Raw genomic sequence first — 18,484 nt, 5'->3', positions numbered from 1 at the left:
TCGCTACGCTCCTCGCAATGACGGTGAAAAATCCGCCGGCGTCAGCTCGATTGGCTGGCCATGCGGCGTGCGGTCGGCGGCGTGGTCCCAGGCGTCGCGGTAGCGGTGCAGGGTATCGGAGGTCGCGACGCCTTTCTCGGCAACCAGATTTTCCAGCGTCGCCAGCCAATGCCGGTAATAGGTCTCGCCCGTGTCAGGATCGCCCTTGGCCTGTGCGCGCTTGATCTCGGCGGCGAGGGCGGCGGCCCATTCATTCCAGGTGAACAGTCCACGCTCATGCAGTGCGAGCGCCATCGCAAAGGCCTGCGCCTCCCAGGGCTCGCGGAACACCGGGCCGTCATCATCGCGGGGAATGCCGGGCACGGACCCGGTCGCGCGCGCAGCAGCAGCATCCATTACGCCGGCTCCAGATACGGCTCGAACGCGTCGATCGATACTTTGACGGTCGGGTCGGCATCCGCGCCCCACAATTCGGCGCCGTCGAACACGACGGTATAGAGCCATTGCGGGTTCTCGCCGGATTCCGTTGCCGCCGAGTCCGGGAACACGTGACAGCCATGATCGCGCTCGACCACGCCGACACGGCCGCGCACATAGCGCGGCAGCCTCGTGTGTGTCACCGGATGAATGTTTTTCGCGCGCACCCGATCACCCGCCTTGAATTTTGCGGGCGCGGCCGCGGTGCGCCCAAACTTGCCGCGCACCATGATGCGCTCGACATCGGCGAGGCCAAACTTGCCGCGCTTGAGCGGTTTCGGCGGCTGCACGGCGTGTCCGGCGGCGACGTCTTCGGCTGCAATGAATCCCTTGTCGATCAAGAGGTCTTCGAGTCCCAAAAACCATTTCTTGTAATAGGAACTCGAGAGATAGACGTGCGGCGGCAGGGCCTCCCGGTAGAATCGCGATGTATCGATGTTGAAGGCGCCGGCAGCCCCCATCGCGCGCACCATCGCCAGCACGCGCGCTTCCCATTCGGTATGAAACATCGGCTCGTTCGGCTCGGGCTCGACCTTGCCGAAACCATCCATGCCACCCATGTCGTGCACGCCGTTCATGATGGCGCGCCCGGCGTTTTCGGAAATCCGGTGCCGATCATGGAGTCGCGCGTCACGAGCTCGGCGAGCTGCTGCTCGCTCCAGCCCTCGGTACCCTGGGGCCGCATCGGCAGCACCAGAAAGCGCGTCTCGGCGGTCGAATCCCAGACCCGGATCTCCGTTTCCTTCGGCAGGCTGACGCCAAAGTCGGCAAGCACGCCGCGGGGGTCCTTGACGGCGCGCGAGCGATAGGGTGCGGCCTTGTACCAGACCGGCGGCAGCCCCAGCATTTCCCAAGGGTAGCAGGAGCACAGCGTGCACACGACCATGTTATGGCGCTGCGGGGTGTTCTCGACGGCGACGAGATGGTCGCCGACCCGGCTGACATGACCGAGCGTGCTCACTGCCTTGGTGGCGTCATCGAGCAGGGCCTGCTTGAAAGCGGGATCGGTCCAGGCTTTTGCGACAACCTGGGCGCCATTGTGCGGCCCGATCCTGGTCTCATAGGCCTGGATGATGGCATCGAGCGCGGCCGGTTCGACATAGCCTTTTTCGGTCAAAATCGTCTCGAGCGCGCGGACGCGCAGCTCGGTCTCCGACAATTCCGAATGGTCGTGATCGTGGTGGTGGTGATGGTCGTGATCATGATCGGTCATGGGTCCAAGATAGGCGCAAAAGCCCGGCTATGTCGAGGCGCAGACTCGATCCATTATCTTTTTGCTGGAGCATGATCTTTTTCGGAAAACCGGTTTCCACTTTTCCGGATCATGCTCTAGCATTTGTCCATGGGGTGTTGGGGAGGGCGCATTGCAATAGCCGGGGGCGCGGCCATATTGGCGGGGTTTCCGGCGGGCGTGGCGCGGGCGGCCAACGGCGCCTATGCGGTCGACGCCGCCGACATTTCCGAGGTCGGATCGTGCAAGGTCGAGAGCTGGCTGCAGGCGGCGACCAACACCGATTTCTCGGCCGTGGCCAACCCATCCTGTGCGGTGGATATTTTCAGGCCGGTGGAATTGAGCATGCAGATCGTCCGCTCCCGCAGCGACGGCGACTGGAGCAACAGTTTTGCGCCCAAGGCCAAGTGGAACATTGCACCGACCGGAATCGGGCGGCTCGGCTATTCGTTCTATGCCGGCGGCTCGTTCGACGCGCTGACCGGAGATAATCTGACGGCCTTCGCGGTCGTGCCGGCGACGTACCGGCTGTCCGAGAACATGCGAATCAACGTCAATGCCGGCTGGCTGTGGGATCGCACCGTCGATCGGCATTACCTGACCTATGGCGTCGGCTTCGACTGGAAATTCACCGAGGTGCTGCAATGGACGATCGAAGCGTTCGGCCAGGCCGGCGCGACCGATAATCCGAACGTGGTCCGGCCCCGGTTCCAGACCGGCGTGCGTTACCGGCCCAATGAAATCTTTTCCGTCGATCTGATCTACGGGCACAATATCATGGGCGAAAATGCCAACTGGATCACGATCGGGACCACGGTCCGCTTTCCCGCGCCGGCAGAACGACCCGCGCGCGAGCGCACCGGGCATTTGTGAACGATTGGTCTCTCAAATGCAGGGTAGGGTTGGGTCTGCAGTCGAGGAAACTGGATGCCCACAATTTCGAAGGGTCGAACGCCGCTAACGTTCATCAACGTCTTTACAGTCGCGCCGGAAAATCAGGATGTGTTGATCAAACTATTGACCGAAGTGACCGAGCAGAATGTCAGGCATCACCAGGGATTTATCTCCGCGAGCCTGCATCGCAGCGTCGATGGCAAGAAGGTGACGATGTACGCGCAATGGGCCAGCGTCGAGGATTATGAGTCCATGCGTCGAAACCCGGGGCCCGCACCGGCGCTGGAGAAAGCGCTCCAAATAGCGACGTTCGATCCCGGCATGTATGAGGTCACGCAGATTTTTCTTCCCGACAAGAATTAGATCGCGCCCTATCGTGCCAGGAAAAATACGGGCAGGGAGGTGTTGAGTTGACCGATTTCGTGACGATCGAAAAGGGCCTCGGCCCCGAGGGCCGCATTGCCGTGGTGCGCTTCGACCGCGGCGACGGCCTCAATGCGCTGTCGCCGGAGGCGCTGCGTCAGCTCACCGATACCGCCCGCAGCTTTGAGGATGATGCCGAAACCTCGGTGGTCGTGCTCACCGGCGGCACAAAAGCGTTCAGCGCCGGCTTCGACCTCAGGGATCCCGAGGGCCGGTCGCGCAAGACCATGGATATGGGCACGCTGCGCCGGCATTTAAAACTCGGACCGCGGCTGACGCGGGCCTGGCAGGAGATGGAGCAGATTACGATCGGCGCGATCGAGGGCTTTTGCGTCGGTGGCGGTGTCGCGCTGGCGGTGGCGCTGGATTTCCGGGTCATGGCCAGCGATGCCCATCTGCGCGTGCCCGAGATCGGGCTCGGCATGAATATGAGCTGGCAGAGCGTGCCGCGGATGTTGCATCTGATGGGACCGGCGCGCACCAAGCAGGCGGTGATCCTGGCCGACCAGCGCATCTCGGCGGCCGAGGCCTACGAATGGCGTCTGGTGGAGCAGGTGGCCGATCCCGGCAAGGCATTCGACGCCGCAATGGCGCTCGCCGCCAAGGTCGCCGCGCAACCGCCGCTGTCGGTCGCCATGACCAAGCTGACCGTCAACCGCCTCGCACACGCGCTGGACGATCTCGCCAGCCATATGGACGTCGACCAGTTCGCGCTGACGAGCCTGACCGAGGACCACAAGGAAGGCGTCGAGGCGTTCCTGGGCCGGCGAAAACCACGGTTCAAGGGACGCTGAAAGCACCGAAACTGGTGTCACACGACTCCGTCTAGATGGCTCAATCCGCCCGGGTCGCACGACCCAACGCCGGGGTCGCAGGGATTCGATCTGCGCAAGGCAGGACCCTGGGCCGACTGCGTCAAGAGCATCGCCAAGCTTTCCGACGGCACATTCAAATGCACCCGATCCAGGACCAGAATATCAACCTGCACGCCGAGTGGGACAACATCCCGACCGACATCGGCGATGCCGCGACCCGGGAACTGCTTGCGGCGGCGAGGGCGGTACCGGCTAGTCCAGGGCGCCCCGACGACTGGCCGGCGGCCTGGGCCACCGACACGGTCATGGTTGCCCATGAGGCTTTCGCGGAGCTGACATTCACGTTCAACCCGCCGCAGCCGCCGAGCACCCGAACCCAGTGGCTGGTCGCGTTTGAGGACCACACCGCCTATCTCTGGCTGATGGACCAGGTCAAACGAAAGCAATTGGCCAAGGGCGGCGCCGAGCTATCGCTGAAAGTTGGTGACGGCGGGAATCGGGAAGGCGGCATATCGTGGGGGTGCTTGACGCCTCCACTTCTCCACCAAAGGAGCGATATGCCGTGTCCAACGATAACATCATCAAGCTGATTCAGCCAGCAAACGTCGACGATCAACTCACGGAAATCCTGCGTACTGGGGCACGTGTTCTGTTGGCCCAGGCGGTCGAGGCCGAGGTCGCGGACTTTCTCGGCAAGCATGCCGATTTGAAGACCGCAGACGGCCACCAGCGGGTCGTGCGCCACGGTCACCTGCCGGAGCGCGAGGTGATGACCGGTATCGGTCCGGTCGCCGTCCGCCAGCCGCGTGTGCGCGATCGCGAGGCGGACGCTACCGACCCCGACCGCATCCGGTTCTCGCCCTCGATCCTGCCGCCCTATATGCGCCGCTCTAAATCGATCGAGACGCTGCTGCCGATCCTTTACCTGAAGGGTATCTCGACCGGCGACTTCTCCGAGGCGCTGGCAGCACTGCTCGGCAAGGATGCTGCCGGATTGTCGGCATCCGCCATCGGCCGCCTGAAGGACGGCTGGCTTGACGAACACACCGCGTGGCAGAGGCGCGATCTGTCGGCGAAACGTTACGTCTACATCTGGGCCGATGGCATCCATCTCCAGGCACGCCTCGAAGACGAAAAGCAGTGCATCCTGGTGCTGATCGGCGCGACGCCGGAAGGCCGCAAGGAACTGGTCGGCTTCACCGATGGCGCCCGCGAGAGCGCGCAGGACTGGCGCGATCTGCTGCTCGATCTGAAGCGGCGGGGGCTCGACGTGCCGCCGCGGCTTACCATCGCCGATGGCGCGCTCGGGTTCTGGAAGGCCGCCGGTGAGGTCTGGCCGAAAACGCGCGAGCAGCGCTGCTGGGTGCACAAGACCGCCAACGTACTCGCCAAGTTGCCGAAGAGCCAGCAGCCGAAGGCCAAACGCGCGTTGCAGGAAATCTGGATGGCCGAAACCAAGGCCGCCGCCGAACTGGCGTTCGACGCCTTCATCGAGAGCTACACGCCCAAATACGAGAAGGCGGCCGACTGCCTGAGCAAGGATCGAGACGCACTGCTGGCTTTCTACGACTTCCCGGCCGAGCACTGGAAACACCTGCGAACGACCAATCCCATTGAAAGCACCTTCGCTACCGTGCGCCACCGCACGATCCGATCGAAGGGATGCCTGTCCAACAGGACGGCGCTCGCGATGGTCTTCAAGCTGCTCGAGGCCGCGCAGAAAAGCTGGCGTCGTCTCGATGGCCACAACCAGTTGCCAAAACTCGTTCTCGGTGTGACATTCAACAACGGGATCGAGGTCATCGCTAAACCCGCTGACCGTCAGCCCATAACCGCCGCCGCCTGACCGGCCCGGCCGTCACCAAAATTTGGCGATAGCTCGGCGGCGCCTGGCTGGCCGAGATCCTCAATACCATCTGGCCGTAGCCCGCATTCTCCGCAGGCCGCGACACGAGACTTCCAATATCGCCGCAGCGGGGTGGTTGAGCTCAGGTGTCGAGAACTTCAGATTTCAGCATTGGCGAGCGACATACGCTCGCGCCATGCCTCCCGACTGGTTGATCTCAAAGCCAGAGTGTCTTTTTTGAGCAGGCTGCTCAGGGGCGCCATAGATCCACATAGGTTCACCGCAGTCGCTCGGACCATGATCGGTCATGCAGGCGGCACTCCACGGTGGCTCCGCGATCTGGCGACCCTGACCGCCGAATGCCGGCGGAAGAGCCAAGCTTAACATTGACAGGAAGACCAACGCGCCGAGCAGTTTGAATCTGATCATGTGATTTCTCCACGCGGATGTTCTTTCTCTGAGAGCAAGACCTCCGCTTGGGGCACGGCATTCCCGCGTGTGAGCGCCATCTTCGAATGCAGGGATCACCGTTGCGCGATCGGGATTTTGAGATCGAATTTCGATTTGTGGGTTCAAATTTGGCGATGAAGGCAGTTCGGCTTCCGTTGGGAGCTTGCCGAAGGGGCGCTCGCGCATGAAGCGAGAAGTCGCCCTGGTTTGGATTTCCCACGTTAGAGGTGACCGAATCCCCTGCCGGCTCAATACTGTGCCCCTGCGAACAGGAAAAACAGCCTCACGCGAGTTGGAGGAAATCGGCTTCAGCGACAGCCCGATCAACGTTTGGGTGCGGGATGCAGATTACGAGCCTTTTCACTGCTTGCCAGGAGCTGATCGTACAATCGATCGATCTCGCTCGCCTGATCGGGTGTGACATCCTCCAAATGCAAGGCTCTCAGCTCATGCTCGGTTGGCTGGTAATTGCGACCATTGCGAATCGGCCATGGTCCCTTGTGAAGTGGCGGGGCGTTCTCTGCAGATCCGATGTTTGCCAGCAATAGCGACGCCAGAGCTAATGTGACCCCAAAGATAACCTTGCGTCGTGATTTGTCAGCCATCATTGCGAATCCCCGTGCAGAGGGGTAGGGCGAACGACAGAGCGGACTCCGAGTGGATTCTCAAGGCAGTCGGGCTGGCGAGGTCTGCCAGCCCGAATTCTTCGTCGCTATTGGAACGTATCGATAGCGGTGTTGGGCATACACGGGGGCACCGTATAGGGATCCGAGGCAAACGCGCCGACGCTTGGAGCCCGCACACAGTCCGTAGCGCTCGTATGGGCCTTGGTCGTGGCGTGCCGTGCCGCGACATCGTTCCGAGCAGCCATAGCCTGACTTGTGAATACGACTGCGGCGATCAGCGCGGCCGACACGAAGGTCACTTTGGTCATTTGTTTCTCCATATGGTGGCAGAAGCCAAGAAAGCGTTCGGCTCCTTATTGTGGAGAGCGGCCAGCCTTGGGAAACATTCCATCACGCGCTTTCAACGAAGCGTGAGCTTCTGCAGTCACATCCGGTGATGACGACGGCCATGATGGCGGGACAATGCGGCAGGCGCGAAATCGTAAGAGCCGTAGCGGTCGCCGCAATAAGCAACGCCTGCGCCGATCGCCGCACACGCTCCCCTCAACGCGGGCCAGTCGCGAGACAACCTGGCAGCAGGAGTTGGCGTCCCTCCATTCAGAACGTCCAGATTGGGATAATAGAACGAGAAAAGGCCCGGCTCCTGGATGGCAGCTTGCGCAAATGCTGGCGCCGCCGCTGTCGCTGACAGGAGCACAGCCGCTGCGAGAGTTTTGAATGAAACCATTGTCATTTCTCCTGTAGCGATCGGGTGCGTGCCCGCGTGGAGACACAAGACGAAGTGATCACGCTCGTGAGGCGAGCGTGCTGTTCGAACGCCAGCTATCGGCTTGCAACATCCAATGCGGATGCCTTCGCTGTCGATGTAGGAGAGATCGCGCCCGTTTGATTAAATTCCGCCTGGGAAACTCAACTCTGCTTGAAACGCGCGTTACAGATTCAATTGCCAGGTGACCAGCCGGCCGGGGGAGCAACGGGACGTCGACGACCGGACGTAGCCCCGGTTCTGCTCGTCGCTCGTCGCTTTGACCGTATGCTGCCCGTTCGTCGCGGACAGAAGCAGTACCGACACGACGCGATGGGGTCGGTGGTCAAGCTGAATCGCCACATGGAGCCGCTGCCAGACCCCCCACAAAGCGGCTACCGCGAACTCATGATCGCGAGAGGGCGTGGAAAGGCCCCGACGGTTGTTCGATCCCGACGGCAACCGTGTGCGGCCTGTTGCCGCCCGGGCATGAGAGGGCGTCACCCAGATTGGCGTAGGAATGGGGGGCCGAAGCCTCAGCGAACATCAAAAGTTCTATGGCGAGATCCCTGGTTTCGCTGAAGCGCCGTCATCGACGGGGTTACGTGACAGCCGATACCGACAAGCACTATGCCCATATCCGCAATTCGCATAAGGTATATTATGGAATATTTATATCTATAATTAGATCAGATGTTTAGGCGGAATTCCTTCCAAACTAAGTCAGTTCGGCCGCCAACCTGACGATCGTGCCGGGATGCCGTCGACCAGCTGGTTCGTATCCAAACGCGCGGCCGGCGCTCGGGCTTCGCCGTCCGTCCGTCCGCTCGCCGAAAGCCGATATTGCCGCGGCCGGCGGACGCTGCAATAAGCCCGCTAACCAGATCGCGTACGAGATCACTGATGACCGCGCGGCATCAGGTCCGTATAGGATTGCATCTCACAAGAACAACAAGCCTCAAGGGAGACCAAGGATGAGCTTTTCACGACGCACGCTTCTGAAGGCATCCGCTGCGTCAGCGGTTTTGGGCGGCATCGGCGCGCCGCTTGTCGCGCGGGCCCAGACGGCCGAATTCACCTATAAATATGCCAACAACGCGCCGGACTCGCATCCGATGAACGTGCGCGCCAAGGAAATGTCGGCAGCGATCAAGGCCGAGACCAACGGCCGGTTCGACCTGCAGATTTTCCCGAATAACCAGCTCGGTTCCGATACCGACATGCTGAGCCAGATCCGCTCCGGCGGCATCGAATTCTTCACGCTGTCCGGCCTGATCCTGGCGACCCTGGTTCCGGCGGCCTCGATCAACGGCATCGGCTTTGCTTTCCCGGACTACAATACGGTCTGGAAGGCGATGGACGGCGATCTCGGCGCCTATGTGCGCGGCGAAATCGGCAAGGCCGGTCTCGTGCCCATGGACAAGATCTGGGACAACGGGTTCCGCCAGACCACGTCATCGACCAAGCCGATCACGAGCCCAGACGATTACAAGGGCTTCAAAATCCGCGTGCCGGTCTCGCCGCTCTGGACCTCGATGTTCAAGGCGTTCGACGCCTCGCCCGCCTCGATCAATTTCAGCGAGGTCTATTCGGCGCTGCAAACCAAGATCGTCGAAGGCCAGGAAAATCCGCTGGCGCTGATCTCGACCGCGAAACTGTACGAAGTGCAGAAATACTGCTCGCTGACCAACCACATGTGGGACGGTTTTTGGTTCCTCGCCAATCGCCGCGCCTGGGAGAAGATTCCCGAGGACGTCCGCGCCATCGTCGCCAAGAACATCAATGCGGCGGCGGTGAACGAGCGCGGCGATACGGCCAAGTTGAATGCCAATTTGCGTAGCGAACTCGAGTCCAAGGGTCTGGTGTTCAACCAGCCCGATGTCGCGCCGTTCCGTGAAAAGCTTCGTTCCGCCGGGTTCTATGCGGAATGGAAGGGCAAATACGGCGACCAGGCCTGGGCGTTGCTCGAAAAATCCGTCGGCAAGCTGTCGTAATTTTTAGTGCAGGGGGCCGTCATGGCTCATGCCGAACTGAGTGAAATCATGGCCGGCGAGGTGGATCAGCCCCCTCGCCGCCGTTCGGCATTGGCCTCGGTCGAACATGCCCTGGGAATGCTGGTCGAAATCCCGGCGGCGCTGCTGGTGATAGCCGAAATCGTCATCCTGTTCGCCGGCGTGGTGTCGCGCTACGGACTGCACAGTCCGCTGATCTGGTCGGACGAACTGGCCTCGATCCTGTTCCTGTGGCTGGCGATGCTGGGTGCCGCGGTCGCGTTCCGCCGCGCCGAGCACATGCGGATGACCGCGATCGTCGCCAACGCCCGACCCGCGATGCGGGCCTATCTCGATCTGATCGCGACCTGCGCCGCGCTCGCGTTCCTGTTGATGATCGCCTGGCCGGCCTACGACTACGCCTACGAGGAAAGCTTTATCACCACGCCGGCGCTGCAGATCCTCAACAGTTGGCGCGCGGCCGCATTGCCGGTCGGTATCTGCCTGATGGCGCTGTTTGCGTTGTTGCGGCTCGCGCGCGCCAGCAATTTTCGCACCGTGCTCGGCGCGATCCTGTCGGTCGCCCTGGTGATTGCGGTGTTCTGGCTCTTGAAGGGCTGGCTGAAGCCGCTCGGCAATATCAACCTGATCATCTTCTTTGTCGGCGTAGCCGGCTTTTGCGTCTTCGCCGGCGTTCCGATCGCGTTCGGATTTGGGCTCGCCACCTATGGCTACCTGGCGCTGACCACGAATACGCCGCTGATGGTGCTGGTCGGCCGCATGGACGAAGGCATGAGCCATCTGATCCTGCTGTCGGTGCCGCTGTTCGTGTTTTTAGGGCTCCTGATCGAGATGACCGGCATGGCGCGGGCCATGGTGGCGTTTCTGGCAAGTTTGCTCGGCCATGTCCGCGGCGGGCTGCATTACGTGCTGGTCGGCGCGATGTATCTGGTCTCGGGCATATCGGGCTCGAAGGCCGCCGACATGGCCGCCGTGGCGCCGGTGCTGTTTCCGGAAATGAAGGCGCGCGGCGCCAAGCCAGGCGATCTCGTCGCCCTGCTCGCCGCGACCGGCGCGCAGACCGAGACCATCCCGCCGAGCCTTGTGCTGATCACGATCGGCTCGGTGACGGGGGTATCGATCGCGGCGCTGTTCACCGGCGGATTGCTGCCGGGCGTGGTGCTGGCGATCACGCTGTCGGCGCTGGTCTGGTGGCGCTACCGCGGCGAGGATCTGCAGCACGTCACTAAAGCCAGCGGCAGCGAGATCGTCCGTGCGCTCGTCATCGCCCTGCCCGCATTGGCGTTGCCGTTCGTGATCCGCTACGCCGTGGTCGAGGGCATCGCGACCGCGACCGAGGTCTCGACCATCGGCATCGTCTACGCGTTCCTGGTCGGCTTTTTGATTTACGGCCTTTTGATCTACCGCAATTTCGACTGGCGGCGGATTGTGCCAATGCTGGTCGAGACGGCCTGCCTGTCGGGGGCGATCCTGTTGATCATCGGCTGCGCGACCGGCATGGCCTGGGGCCTGACGCAATCAGGGTTTTCGCGCGCGCTGGCCGCCGCCATGACTGGCCTGCCCGGCGGTTCGGCGTCGTTCATCGCGGTGTCGATCCTGGCGTTCACGATCCTCGGCAGCGTGCTCGAGGGCATTCCGGCGATCGTGCTGTTCGGGCCGCTGCTGTTTCCGATCGCCCGCGCCGTCGGCGTCCACGAGGTGCATTATGCGATGATCATCATCCTCGCGATGGGCATCGGATTGTTCGCGCCGCCGTTTGGAGTGGGCTATTATGCCGCCTGCGCCATTGGAAAGGTCGATCCGGCCGATGGCATCAGGCCGATCTGGGGTTATCTGCTGGCGCTGATGATCGGCCTCGTCATCGTGGCGATCTTCCCGTGGATTTCGATCGGGTTCTTGTAAAATTCACTTCGTGAGATGGGACAAAGCCGATGAGCGCAGCCCAAAACCAATACAGCATCGGACTGGACAAGACGCCGGCAAACTATGTGCCGCTGACGCCGCTAAGCTTCCTGGCGCGCTCGGCCGCGGTCTATCCCGATCACGTCAGCACGGTCTATGAAGGCCGCAGTTTTACCTGGTCGGAAACCTACGCGCGCTGCCGGCGCTTTGCGTCGTATCTCGCCGGCCGCGGCATCGGTCATGGCGACACCGTGGCGGCGATGCTGCCGAACATCCCTGCGATGAACGAGCTGCACTTTGCGGTGCCGATGGCCGGCGCCGTGCTGAACGCGCTCAACATCCGGCTCGACGCGCCCTCGATTGCGTTCCAGCTCGATCATGGCGGCGCCAGGATCATTCTGGTCGATCCGGAATTCGCGAGCGTGATTGCGGAAGCGCTGACGCTGGTGAAGGGTCCAAAGCCCTTTGTGATCGACGTCGACGATGCCTCCTATGTCGGCGGCAAACGGATCGGCGAACTCGAATATGAGGCGGCGGTATCGCAGGGCGATCCGGGTTTCGTTGCAAAGCTTCCGGACGACGAATGGGACGCGATTGCGCTGAGCTACACTTCGGGCACCACCGGCAATCCCAAGGGCGTGGTGACCCATCACCGCGGCGCCTATCTCAACGCTGTCAGCAACATCCTGGCAGGCAATCTCGGCCAGCATCCGGTCTATCTCTGGACGCTGCCGATGTTCCACTGCAACGGCTGGTGCTTTCCCTGGACCATTGCTGCCGCCGCCGGCGTTAACGTCTGCCTGCGCAAGGTCGATCCCGCCAAGATCTTCGAACTGATCCCGAAGCACGGCGTCACCCACATGTGCGGCGCGCCGATCGTCTACAACACGCTGATCAACGCGCCCGGCGCGCCGGAGGGCGGCGCCGCGCGGCCGGTGGTCGGGCTGATCGCGGGCGCCGCACCACCTGTCGCGGTGCTCGAAGGGGCCGAGCGCATCGGCGTCAAGCTGACGCATGTCTACGGTCTCACCGAAGTCTACGGCCCCGCTTCCGTCTGCGCCGAACAGCCGGGCTGGGACGACCTGGCCGCGAACCAGCGCGCTCAGCTCAAGCGGCGGCAGGGTGTGTCCTACCCGCTGCAGGAAGGCGTCACCGTGCTCGATCCCGAAACCATGCGCGAGGTGCCGCGTGACGGCGAGACCATCGGCGAGGTGATGTTCCGCGGCAATATCGTGATGAAGGGTTATTTGAAGAACGCGAAGGCCACGCGCGAAGCCTTTGCCGGCGGCTGGTTCCACACCGGCGATCTCGGCGTGCTCGATGAGCACGGCTATGTCATCATCAAGGATCGCTCCAAGGACATCATCATCTCGGGCGGCGAGAACATCTCCTCCGTCGAGGTCGAGGATATCCTCTACAAGCACCCCGCGGTGCTGTTCGCGGCCGTGGTCGCAAAACCCGATCCGAAATGGGGCGAAGTGCCCTGCGCCTTCGTCGAGCTGAAGGACGGCGCACGCGCGACGGAAGCCGAGATCATCGCCTTCTGCCGCAGCCACATGTCAGGCTTCAAGACGCCGAAGGCAGTCGTATTCGGATCGATTCCGAAGACGTCGACGGGAAAAATTCAAAAATTCATGCTGCGCAATCAGGTGGATTCGGCGAAGGCGATTTCGGCGTAAGCACACCAACCCGTCGTCCCAACGAACGACGGGCTAAAATTAGCCGTGCTCGAGCACAAGCCGCATGCCGTCATAGGCCGGAATCACCCCGGCCGGCAGGCTCTTGCGCAGCACCTCATAGTCGAGGTCGGAATGCATGTTGGTGATGACGGCACGCTTCGGCTTGAAGCGGTCGATCCAGGACAGCGCGTCGCTGACGCTGAAATGGCTGGGATGTCCGGCATAACGCAGCCCGTCGACGATCCAGAGATCGAGGTTTTCCAGCGCCGGCCAGCTCTCTTCGGGGATGTCGTGGAGATCGGGCGTGTAGGCGGCATCGCCGATGCGATAGCCGAGCGCCGGGATATTTCCGTGCTGAACCAGAAACGCGGACAGGGTCAGCGCGCGGCCCTTCCCTTCGATGGTGCGGCTCTCACCGGCTTCGATCGAATGACGGTTCAGGATCGGCGGATAATCGCTGCCCTCGGGCGCGATGAAGCAATAGGAAAACCGCGCCATGATGTCCTTGGCGGTCGACTGATTGAAATAGACCGGAATGCGGCGGCGCTGATGCAGCACGACCGAACGGAGATCATCGATGCCGTGGGTCTGGTCGGCATGCTCGTGGGTCAGAAATACCGCGTCGATGTGATCGACATGGGTATCGATCAATTGCTCGCGCAGGTCCGGCGAAGTATCGATCACGACCCGCGTGGTGCCATGCTCCGACGTCCGCTCGGCGAGCAGCGAACAACGGCGGCGCCGGTTTTTCGGATTGTTGGGATCGCAGGCACCCCAGCCGAGTGCCGGACGGGGTACACCGGCCGAAGAACCACAGCCGAGGATCGTCAGCGTCAGCGTCATGCCACAGCTTTCGGCGCGGGCACTTTTGAGAACAGGCGGAAGAAGTTTTCGCTGGTCTGCCGCGAAATCTCTTCCAGCGAGACGCCGCGCGTTTCCGCCAGCACTTTTGCGACCTCCACCACGTAAGACGGCTCGTTGCGCTTGCCGCGGAACTTTCCGGGCGCCAGATACGGCGAGTCGGTCTCGACCATGATGCGGTCAGCCGGAAGCTCGGCCGCGAGCGCGCGCAGGCTCTCGGATTTCTTGAACGTCAGAATGCCCGTGAATGAAATCGACAGCCCCAGCGAGATCGCTTTCATCGCCAGGTCTCGCCCGCCGGTGTAGCAATGCAGCACGGCCTTGAATGGCCCCTTGCCGATCTCGTCTTCGAGGATGTGGCCGCAATCCGCATCGGCGTCGCGGGTGTGGATCACCAGCGGCAGGCCGGTCGCGCGGGCGGCGGCGATATGGGCGCGAAAGCCGCGCTCCTGTGCCTCGCGTGAGCCGTGCTGATAGAAGTAATCCAGCCCCGCCTCGCCCAGCGCCACGACTTTTGGATGCTTTGTCAGCTCGATCAGCTCATCAGCGGGAATGCCGTCTTCCTCATCGGCCTGATGCGGATGAGTGCCGACCGAACAATAGACGTTGGGAAACCGTTCGACGATCGCCAGCAGCGCGGCGAGCCGTTTCACCCGGGTCGAGATCGTGACGATGCGCCCAATGCCGGCGGTCTCGGCGCGCGCGACGATGGCGTCGAGATCCTCGGCAAAATCGGGAAAGTCGAGATGGCAGTGACTGTCGACCAGCATGGCGTCCGAACCGCTCAATCCACTTTGGGTTCGACATAGCGCGGGAATACGCCGACCGGCGCCGGCAAGGCCGTGCCCGCGGCAATGCGCGTTGCGCCGCCGAGGGCGGCGAAGTTGCGCGCGTCGTGGGGAACCCCGAGACTGTCCAGCAGCTTTGCCGACGCTTCCGGCATCGCCGCCTGCGCCAGGATCGCGATCTGGCGCACGACTTCGGCGGTGACGTACAGCACCGTTTTCTGCCGCGCCGGATCGGTCTTCGCCAGCGCCCACGGCGCTTCGCCCGCGAAATAGCGGTTGGCTTCCGCCACCACGGCCCAGACCGCGTTCAGCCATTGATGGATCTGCTGCGTCGCCATTGCGGTCCGCGACAACTCCAGCATGCCATCGGCCTGCGCCAGGATCGCCTTGTCGTTGTCGCTGAATTCGCCCGGCTCCGGCAGGATGCCGCCGAGCTGCTTCGCGATCATCGACAGCGAGCGCTGCGCCAGATTGCCGAGATCGTTGGCGAGATCGGCATTGATCCGCGCGACGATGGCTTCGTGGTTGTAATTGCCGTCCTGCCCGAACGGCACCTCGCGCAGGAAGAAATAGCGCATCTGGTCGACGCCGTATTGATCGGCGAGATTGAAGGGATCGACGACATTGCCGACCGACTTCGACATCTTCTCGCCCCTGTTGAACAGGAAGCCGTGCGCATAGACCCGCTTCTGCACCGGAATCCCGGCCGACATCAGGAACGCCGGCCAGTACACCGCGTGGAAGCGGATGATGTCCTTGCCGATGATGTGCACGTCGGCCGGCCAGTAGCGCCAGGTCTCGCTGCTCTCGTCGGGAAAGCCGACGCCGGTGATGTAGTTGGTCAGGGCGTCGACCCAGACATACATCACGTGTTCGGGGTCGGTCGGCACCTTGACGCCCCAATCGAACGTGGTGCGCGAGATCGACAGGTCCCTCAAGCCCCCCTTCACGAAGCTGATCACTTCGTTGCGGCGTGAATCCGGTCCGATGAAATCGGGCTGGTTCTCGTACAGCGCCAGCAATCGGTCCTGATAGGCCGACAGCTTGAAGAAGTAGCTCTTCTCCTCGACCCACTCCACCGGCGAGCCCTGCGGGCCGCGGCGCACATTGTCTTCGCCGACAACCGTCTCTTCTTCGGCGTAGTAGGCTTCATCGCGCACCGAATACCAGCCGGAATAGGTGTCGATATAGATGTCGCCGTTCTGTTGCATGCGATTCCAGACCACCTGAACCGAACGGTGATGCTCGGGCTCCGTGGTGCGGATGAAGCGGTCGAACGAGACGTTCAGACGCTCGTCCATCTGCTTGAATAAGAGCGCATTGCGGGTCGCGACTTCCATCGTCGGCAGCTTTTCAGCCTCGGCCGTCTGGACCATTTTTAGGCCGTGCTCGTCGGTCCCGGTCAGGAAAAACACGTCCTTGCCGTTGAGCCGCTGGAACCGCGCCAGCGCATCGGTCGCGATCGCTTCATAGGCGTGGCCGATATGCGGCACGCCGTTTGGATAGGCGATCGCGGTCGTGATGTAGAAAATGTTTTCGCGCGAGGCGGCCGGCGCGGGCCTTGCTGCCGGAGCGGGCTTTGCGGTCCGAGTGGCCGTGCTGGCAGGCGCTACGGCTTTCGGCTTCCGGATTTTGGCGGGCGCGCTCGTTTGCTGGGGGGCGGAGCCTGGCGATTTTGGAGCCGCTTTCTCCTTCGGAGTCGCCTTCTTCGCAGACGTCGTCTTCGCGGATTTTCTGACTGATTTTTTGACGGTCTTTTTCTCGGCAGGCTTCCTGGCAGCCTTCTTCGATTTTTTGGTGGTTTTCCTGCTGGTTTTCTTGGCCGCCTTCTTGGCAGTTTTCTTCGCCGCAGCTGTGCTTTTCTTGGCGCGTTTTTTCGGCGCGGCCTTGGCGGCGCGCGGCGATGCCTTCTTCGCTTTCTTCTTCTTGGAAGGTTTTTTCTTAGCAGCCACCACGAATTCCTTTAGGTGTTCAAACAGGCTTGTCGGGATTGATATCTAGGCGGAGCGCCTACCGCGTCGCTTCCGCAAGCATCGAGAATACCGAGAAAACCAGCGGTTTTCGTTCCAGATTGTACGATTCGGTGTCGCGCGCGGCGCGGACGATCTTTTCCCATACCTCCGCCAGCCGTGCAAGGCGCGGCAGATTCGCGTTGGCGTCGTCGACGTGCAGTTTTTCCGAGATCCAGCGATCGATACCGTCGATGAAAGCCGCAAGCGCGACGCGGTCGCTGGTGCCGAGCGCATCGCCCAGCGCATGCAGTTCGCGCGGATCGACCCGCGGCAGCGTCGCCAACAGCGCCGCGGTTCGCTGCTGCAGTTTCAACGCATCGCCGCCGAGCAGGTTCAGCGCGCGCCCGACGCTTCCCTCCGATGGTGCGGCCGTCTCGGCAAGTGCGGGATCGTCGGCTGCGATCTCCGTGGCACCAGCGGCCGCACGCATGACGTCGCTGGCGGCCAGCGGCCGCAGCGGCAATTTGCGGCAGCGCGACAGGATGGTCGGCAACACCCGCGACGGCGCGTGACTGACCAGAAGAAACAGCGATTGCTGCGGCGGCTCCTCCAGGATTTTGAGCAGCGCGTTCGCCGCATTCGGATTGAGCTCGTCGACGGTATCGACAATGCAGACCCGCCAGCCGTCGACGGCCGCGGTCGAGCCGAAGAACGAAATCGTCTCCCGCGTTTCGTCGACGGTGATGACGGTGCGCAGCACGCCACGGTCATTGAGGCCGCGCTCGAGCACGAGCAACCCGCCATGGGCGCCGGCCGTGATCTGCCGCGCAACCGAATCCGTTGGATCGACCGCGAGCGTCCCGGCCCGTTGCACGGAGGCGGCCTGTGGATTGCGATGGGTGAGCACGAACCGCGCCATGCGATAGGCCAGCGTCGCCTTGCCGATCCCCTGCGCGCCCCCGATCAGCCAGGCATGCGGAATCCGGCCGCTGCGGTAGGCGTTCAGCAAGGCGGTCTCCGCCTCGCGATGCCCGAACAGGTCCGGCGTTTCGCGCGGGTGCCGGACCGCGATCTCCTGCTCGGTCTTGCGGGCGCTCATGCGGTGCTGGCCGCGTTAGGGATCGCGAACAGATGATCGCGCAAGGCGGTCCAGACCTTGGCGGCGACCGTCTCGGCATCGGCATTGGCGTCGATCAGCACGCAGCGCTGCGGATCGTCAGCGGCAATTTGCCGGTAGGCGTCGCGCAGATCCTGATGGAATTTGATGTCTTCGGCCTCGAACCGGTCAGGCGCCCCGCTGCCGCGGCGGGCTGCGGCGCGCTGCAGGCCGACTTCGACGGGGACGTCGAGGATGATGGTCAGGTCCGGCTTGAGGTCGCCGATGGTGACCCGCTGCATCGCGTTGAGCACGCCGGGAGCGACCTGCCCCAGCCTGCCCTGATAGGCCCGCGTCGAGTCAAAGAAGCGGTCGCACAGCACCCAGATACCCTGGGTGAGCGCGGGCTGGATCACCGTGCGCACATGGTCGTCGCGCGCGGCGGCAAACAGCAGCGTCTCGGCGTCGGGACCGAGCAGCTTGCCCATTCCGGACAGCAACAGATGCCGGATGACTTCGGCGCCCGGCGATCCGCCGGGCTCGCGCGTGACGATGGCCCGCAGCTTTACCGCATCGAGGCGATCGGCGAGTTTCTTGATCTGGGTGGACTTTCCCGAGCCCTCGCCGCCCTCAAATGAAATGAACTTTCCGCGCCCGGAAGTCCGCTTGACCGCTGCCTCGGCCATG

18 protein-coding genes are annotated in these 18,484 nt (G+C 62.6%); 8 read left to right on the top strand and 10 right to left on the bottom strand.

All coding sequences use genetic code 11. The features are described 5' to 3' along the window. Positions 1-3: 3 nt before the first annotated feature. From NL528_RS24400 to nthA, 3 genes are read right to left on the bottom strand one after another with little or no spacing between them, the layout of a single operon-like run. Positions 4-396 carry a nitrile hydratase accessory protein gene (locus NL528_RS24400; RefSeq protein ID WP_309176999.1) on the bottom strand — a complete coding sequence of 131 codons (393 nt, stop codon included), beginning with the start codon at positions 394-396 and terminating at the stop codon, positions 4-6. Continuing rightward, positions 396-1,055: a nitrile hydratase subunit beta gene (gene nthB, locus NL528_RS24395; RefSeq protein WP_309176997.1), complete on the bottom strand. Its 660-nt coding sequence runs from the start codon at positions 1,053-1,055 to the stop codon at positions 396-398. Before nthB ends, NL528_RS24400 begins: the two co-directional genes overlap by 1 nt. Beyond that, complete coding sequence (gene nthA / locus NL528_RS24390; protein WP_309176996.1) at positions 1,052-1,690, bottom strand: nitrile hydratase subunit alpha; 639 nt, start codon at positions 1,688-1,690, stop codon at positions 1,052-1,054. The genes nthB and nthA overlap by 4 nt, the downstream gene beginning before the upstream one ends. A 129-nt stretch (positions 1,691-1,819) precedes the next feature. Here nthA and NL528_RS24385 point away from each other — a divergent pair, with 129 nt between their 5' ends. The 5 genes from NL528_RS24385 (at position 1,820) to NL528_RS24365 (ending at position 5,686) form a co-directional block, all read left to right on the top strand. After that, a complete protein-coding gene (locus tag NL528_RS24385) occupies positions 1,820-2,581 on the top strand; it encodes a hypothetical protein (RefSeq protein WP_375143890.1) in 762 nt (253 codons plus the stop codon). 54 nt (positions 2,582-2,635) lie between these two features. Next, positions 2,636-2,965 (top strand): antibiotic biosynthesis monooxygenase family protein, encoded by a 330-nt coding sequence (locus tag NL528_RS24380; protein WP_309176993.1) that lies wholly within the window; start codon positions 2,636-2,638, stop codon positions 2,963-2,965. Positions 2,966-3,012: 47 nt separating this feature from the next. Then, on the top strand, positions 3,013-3,819 hold the full coding sequence (locus tag NL528_RS24375; protein WP_309176992.1) for an enoyl-CoA hydratase/isomerase family protein: 807 nt from the start codon (positions 3,013-3,015) through the stop codon (positions 3,817-3,819). Positions 3,820-3,977: 158 nt separating this feature from the next. Next, entirely contained in the window at positions 3,978-4,430 is a 453-nt protein-coding gene (locus NL528_RS24370) for a hypothetical protein (RefSeq protein ID WP_309176991.1), read from the top strand. After that, positions 4,403-5,686, top strand: a complete 1,284-nt coding sequence (locus NL528_RS24365) for an IS256 family transposase (RefSeq protein ID WP_309176990.1) — start codon at positions 4,403-4,405, stop codon at positions 5,684-5,686. The genes NL528_RS24370 and NL528_RS24365 overlap by 28 nt, the downstream gene beginning before the upstream one ends. Positions 5,687-5,851: 165 nt before the next feature. Here the strand turns inward: NL528_RS24365 and NL528_RS24360 are convergent, their stop codons facing one another. Together NL528_RS24360 and NL528_RS24355 are read right to left on the bottom strand one after the other, a co-directional pair. After that, positions 5,852-6,115 carry a hypothetical protein gene (locus NL528_RS24360; protein WP_309176989.1) on the bottom strand — a complete coding sequence of 88 codons (264 nt, stop codon included), beginning with the start codon at positions 6,113-6,115 and terminating at the stop codon, positions 5,852-5,854. A 344-nt stretch (positions 6,116-6,459) separates the two neighbouring features. After that, positions 6,460-6,741 carry a hypothetical protein gene (locus tag NL528_RS24355; RefSeq protein ID WP_309176988.1) on the bottom strand — a complete coding sequence of 94 codons (282 nt, stop codon included), beginning with the start codon at positions 6,739-6,741 and terminating at the stop codon, positions 6,460-6,462. 1,740 nt (positions 6,742-8,481) lie between these two features. On the opposite strand from NL528_RS24355, the gene NL528_RS24350 reads away from it, so the two are divergent. From NL528_RS24350 to NL528_RS24340, 3 genes are read left to right on the top strand one after another with little or no spacing between them, the layout of a single operon-like run. Then, positions 8,482-9,501 carry a TRAP transporter substrate-binding protein gene (locus NL528_RS24350; protein WP_309176987.1) on the top strand — a complete coding sequence of 340 codons (1,020 nt, stop codon included), beginning with the start codon at positions 8,482-8,484 and terminating at the stop codon, positions 9,499-9,501. Between the two features lie 21 nt (positions 9,502-9,522). Then, complete coding sequence (locus tag NL528_RS24345; RefSeq protein ID WP_309176986.1) at positions 9,523-11,421, top strand: TRAP transporter large permease subunit; 1,899 nt, start codon at positions 9,523-9,525, stop codon at positions 11,419-11,421. A 29-nt stretch (positions 11,422-11,450) separates the two neighbouring features. After that, positions 11,451-13,100, top strand: coding sequence for an acyl-CoA synthetase (locus tag NL528_RS24340; protein ID WP_309176985.1), 1,650 nt, complete (start codon positions 11,451-11,453; stop codon positions 13,098-13,100). 39 nt (positions 13,101-13,139) lie between these two features. Here the strand turns inward: NL528_RS24340 and NL528_RS24335 are convergent, their stop codons facing one another. From NL528_RS24335 to tmk, 5 genes are read right to left on the bottom strand one after another with little or no spacing between them, the layout of a single operon-like run. Further along, positions 13,140-13,943 carry an MBL fold metallo-hydrolase gene (locus NL528_RS24335; RefSeq protein WP_309176984.1) on the bottom strand — a complete coding sequence of 268 codons (804 nt, stop codon included), beginning with the start codon at positions 13,941-13,943 and terminating at the stop codon, positions 13,140-13,142. Further along, positions 13,940-14,731, bottom strand: coding sequence for a TatD family hydrolase (locus NL528_RS24330; RefSeq protein ID WP_309176983.1), 792 nt, complete (start codon positions 14,729-14,731; stop codon positions 13,940-13,942). The genes NL528_RS24335 and NL528_RS24330 overlap by 4 nt, the downstream gene beginning before the upstream one ends. A 14-nt stretch (positions 14,732-14,745) precedes the next feature. Then, a complete protein-coding gene (metG, locus tag NL528_RS24325) occupies positions 14,746-16,704 on the bottom strand; it encodes a methionine--tRNA ligase (protein ID WP_309176982.1) in 1,959 nt (652 codons plus the stop codon). A 55-nt stretch (positions 16,705-16,759) separates the two neighbouring features. Next, a complete protein-coding gene (locus NL528_RS24320; RefSeq protein ID WP_309176981.1) occupies positions 16,760-17,800 on the bottom strand; it encodes a DNA polymerase III subunit delta' in 1,041 nt (346 codons plus the stop codon). Beyond that, the gene (gene tmk / locus NL528_RS24315) at positions 17,797-18,483 is read right to left on the bottom strand and encodes a dTMP kinase (protein ID WP_309176980.1); all 687 of its coding nucleotides are present in this window, start codon (positions 18,481-18,483) and stop codon (positions 17,797-17,799) included. The genes NL528_RS24320 and tmk overlap by 4 nt, the downstream gene beginning before the upstream one ends. Between the last annotated feature and the right edge of the window lies 1 nt (position 18,484).

Source organism: Bradyrhizobium sp. Ash2021 (genome assembly GCF_031202265.1).
Lineage (GTDB): Bacteria > Pseudomonadota > Alphaproteobacteria > Rhizobiales > Xanthobacteraceae > Bradyrhizobium.
This window is presented reverse-complemented; position numbering and strand designations above follow the sequence as displayed.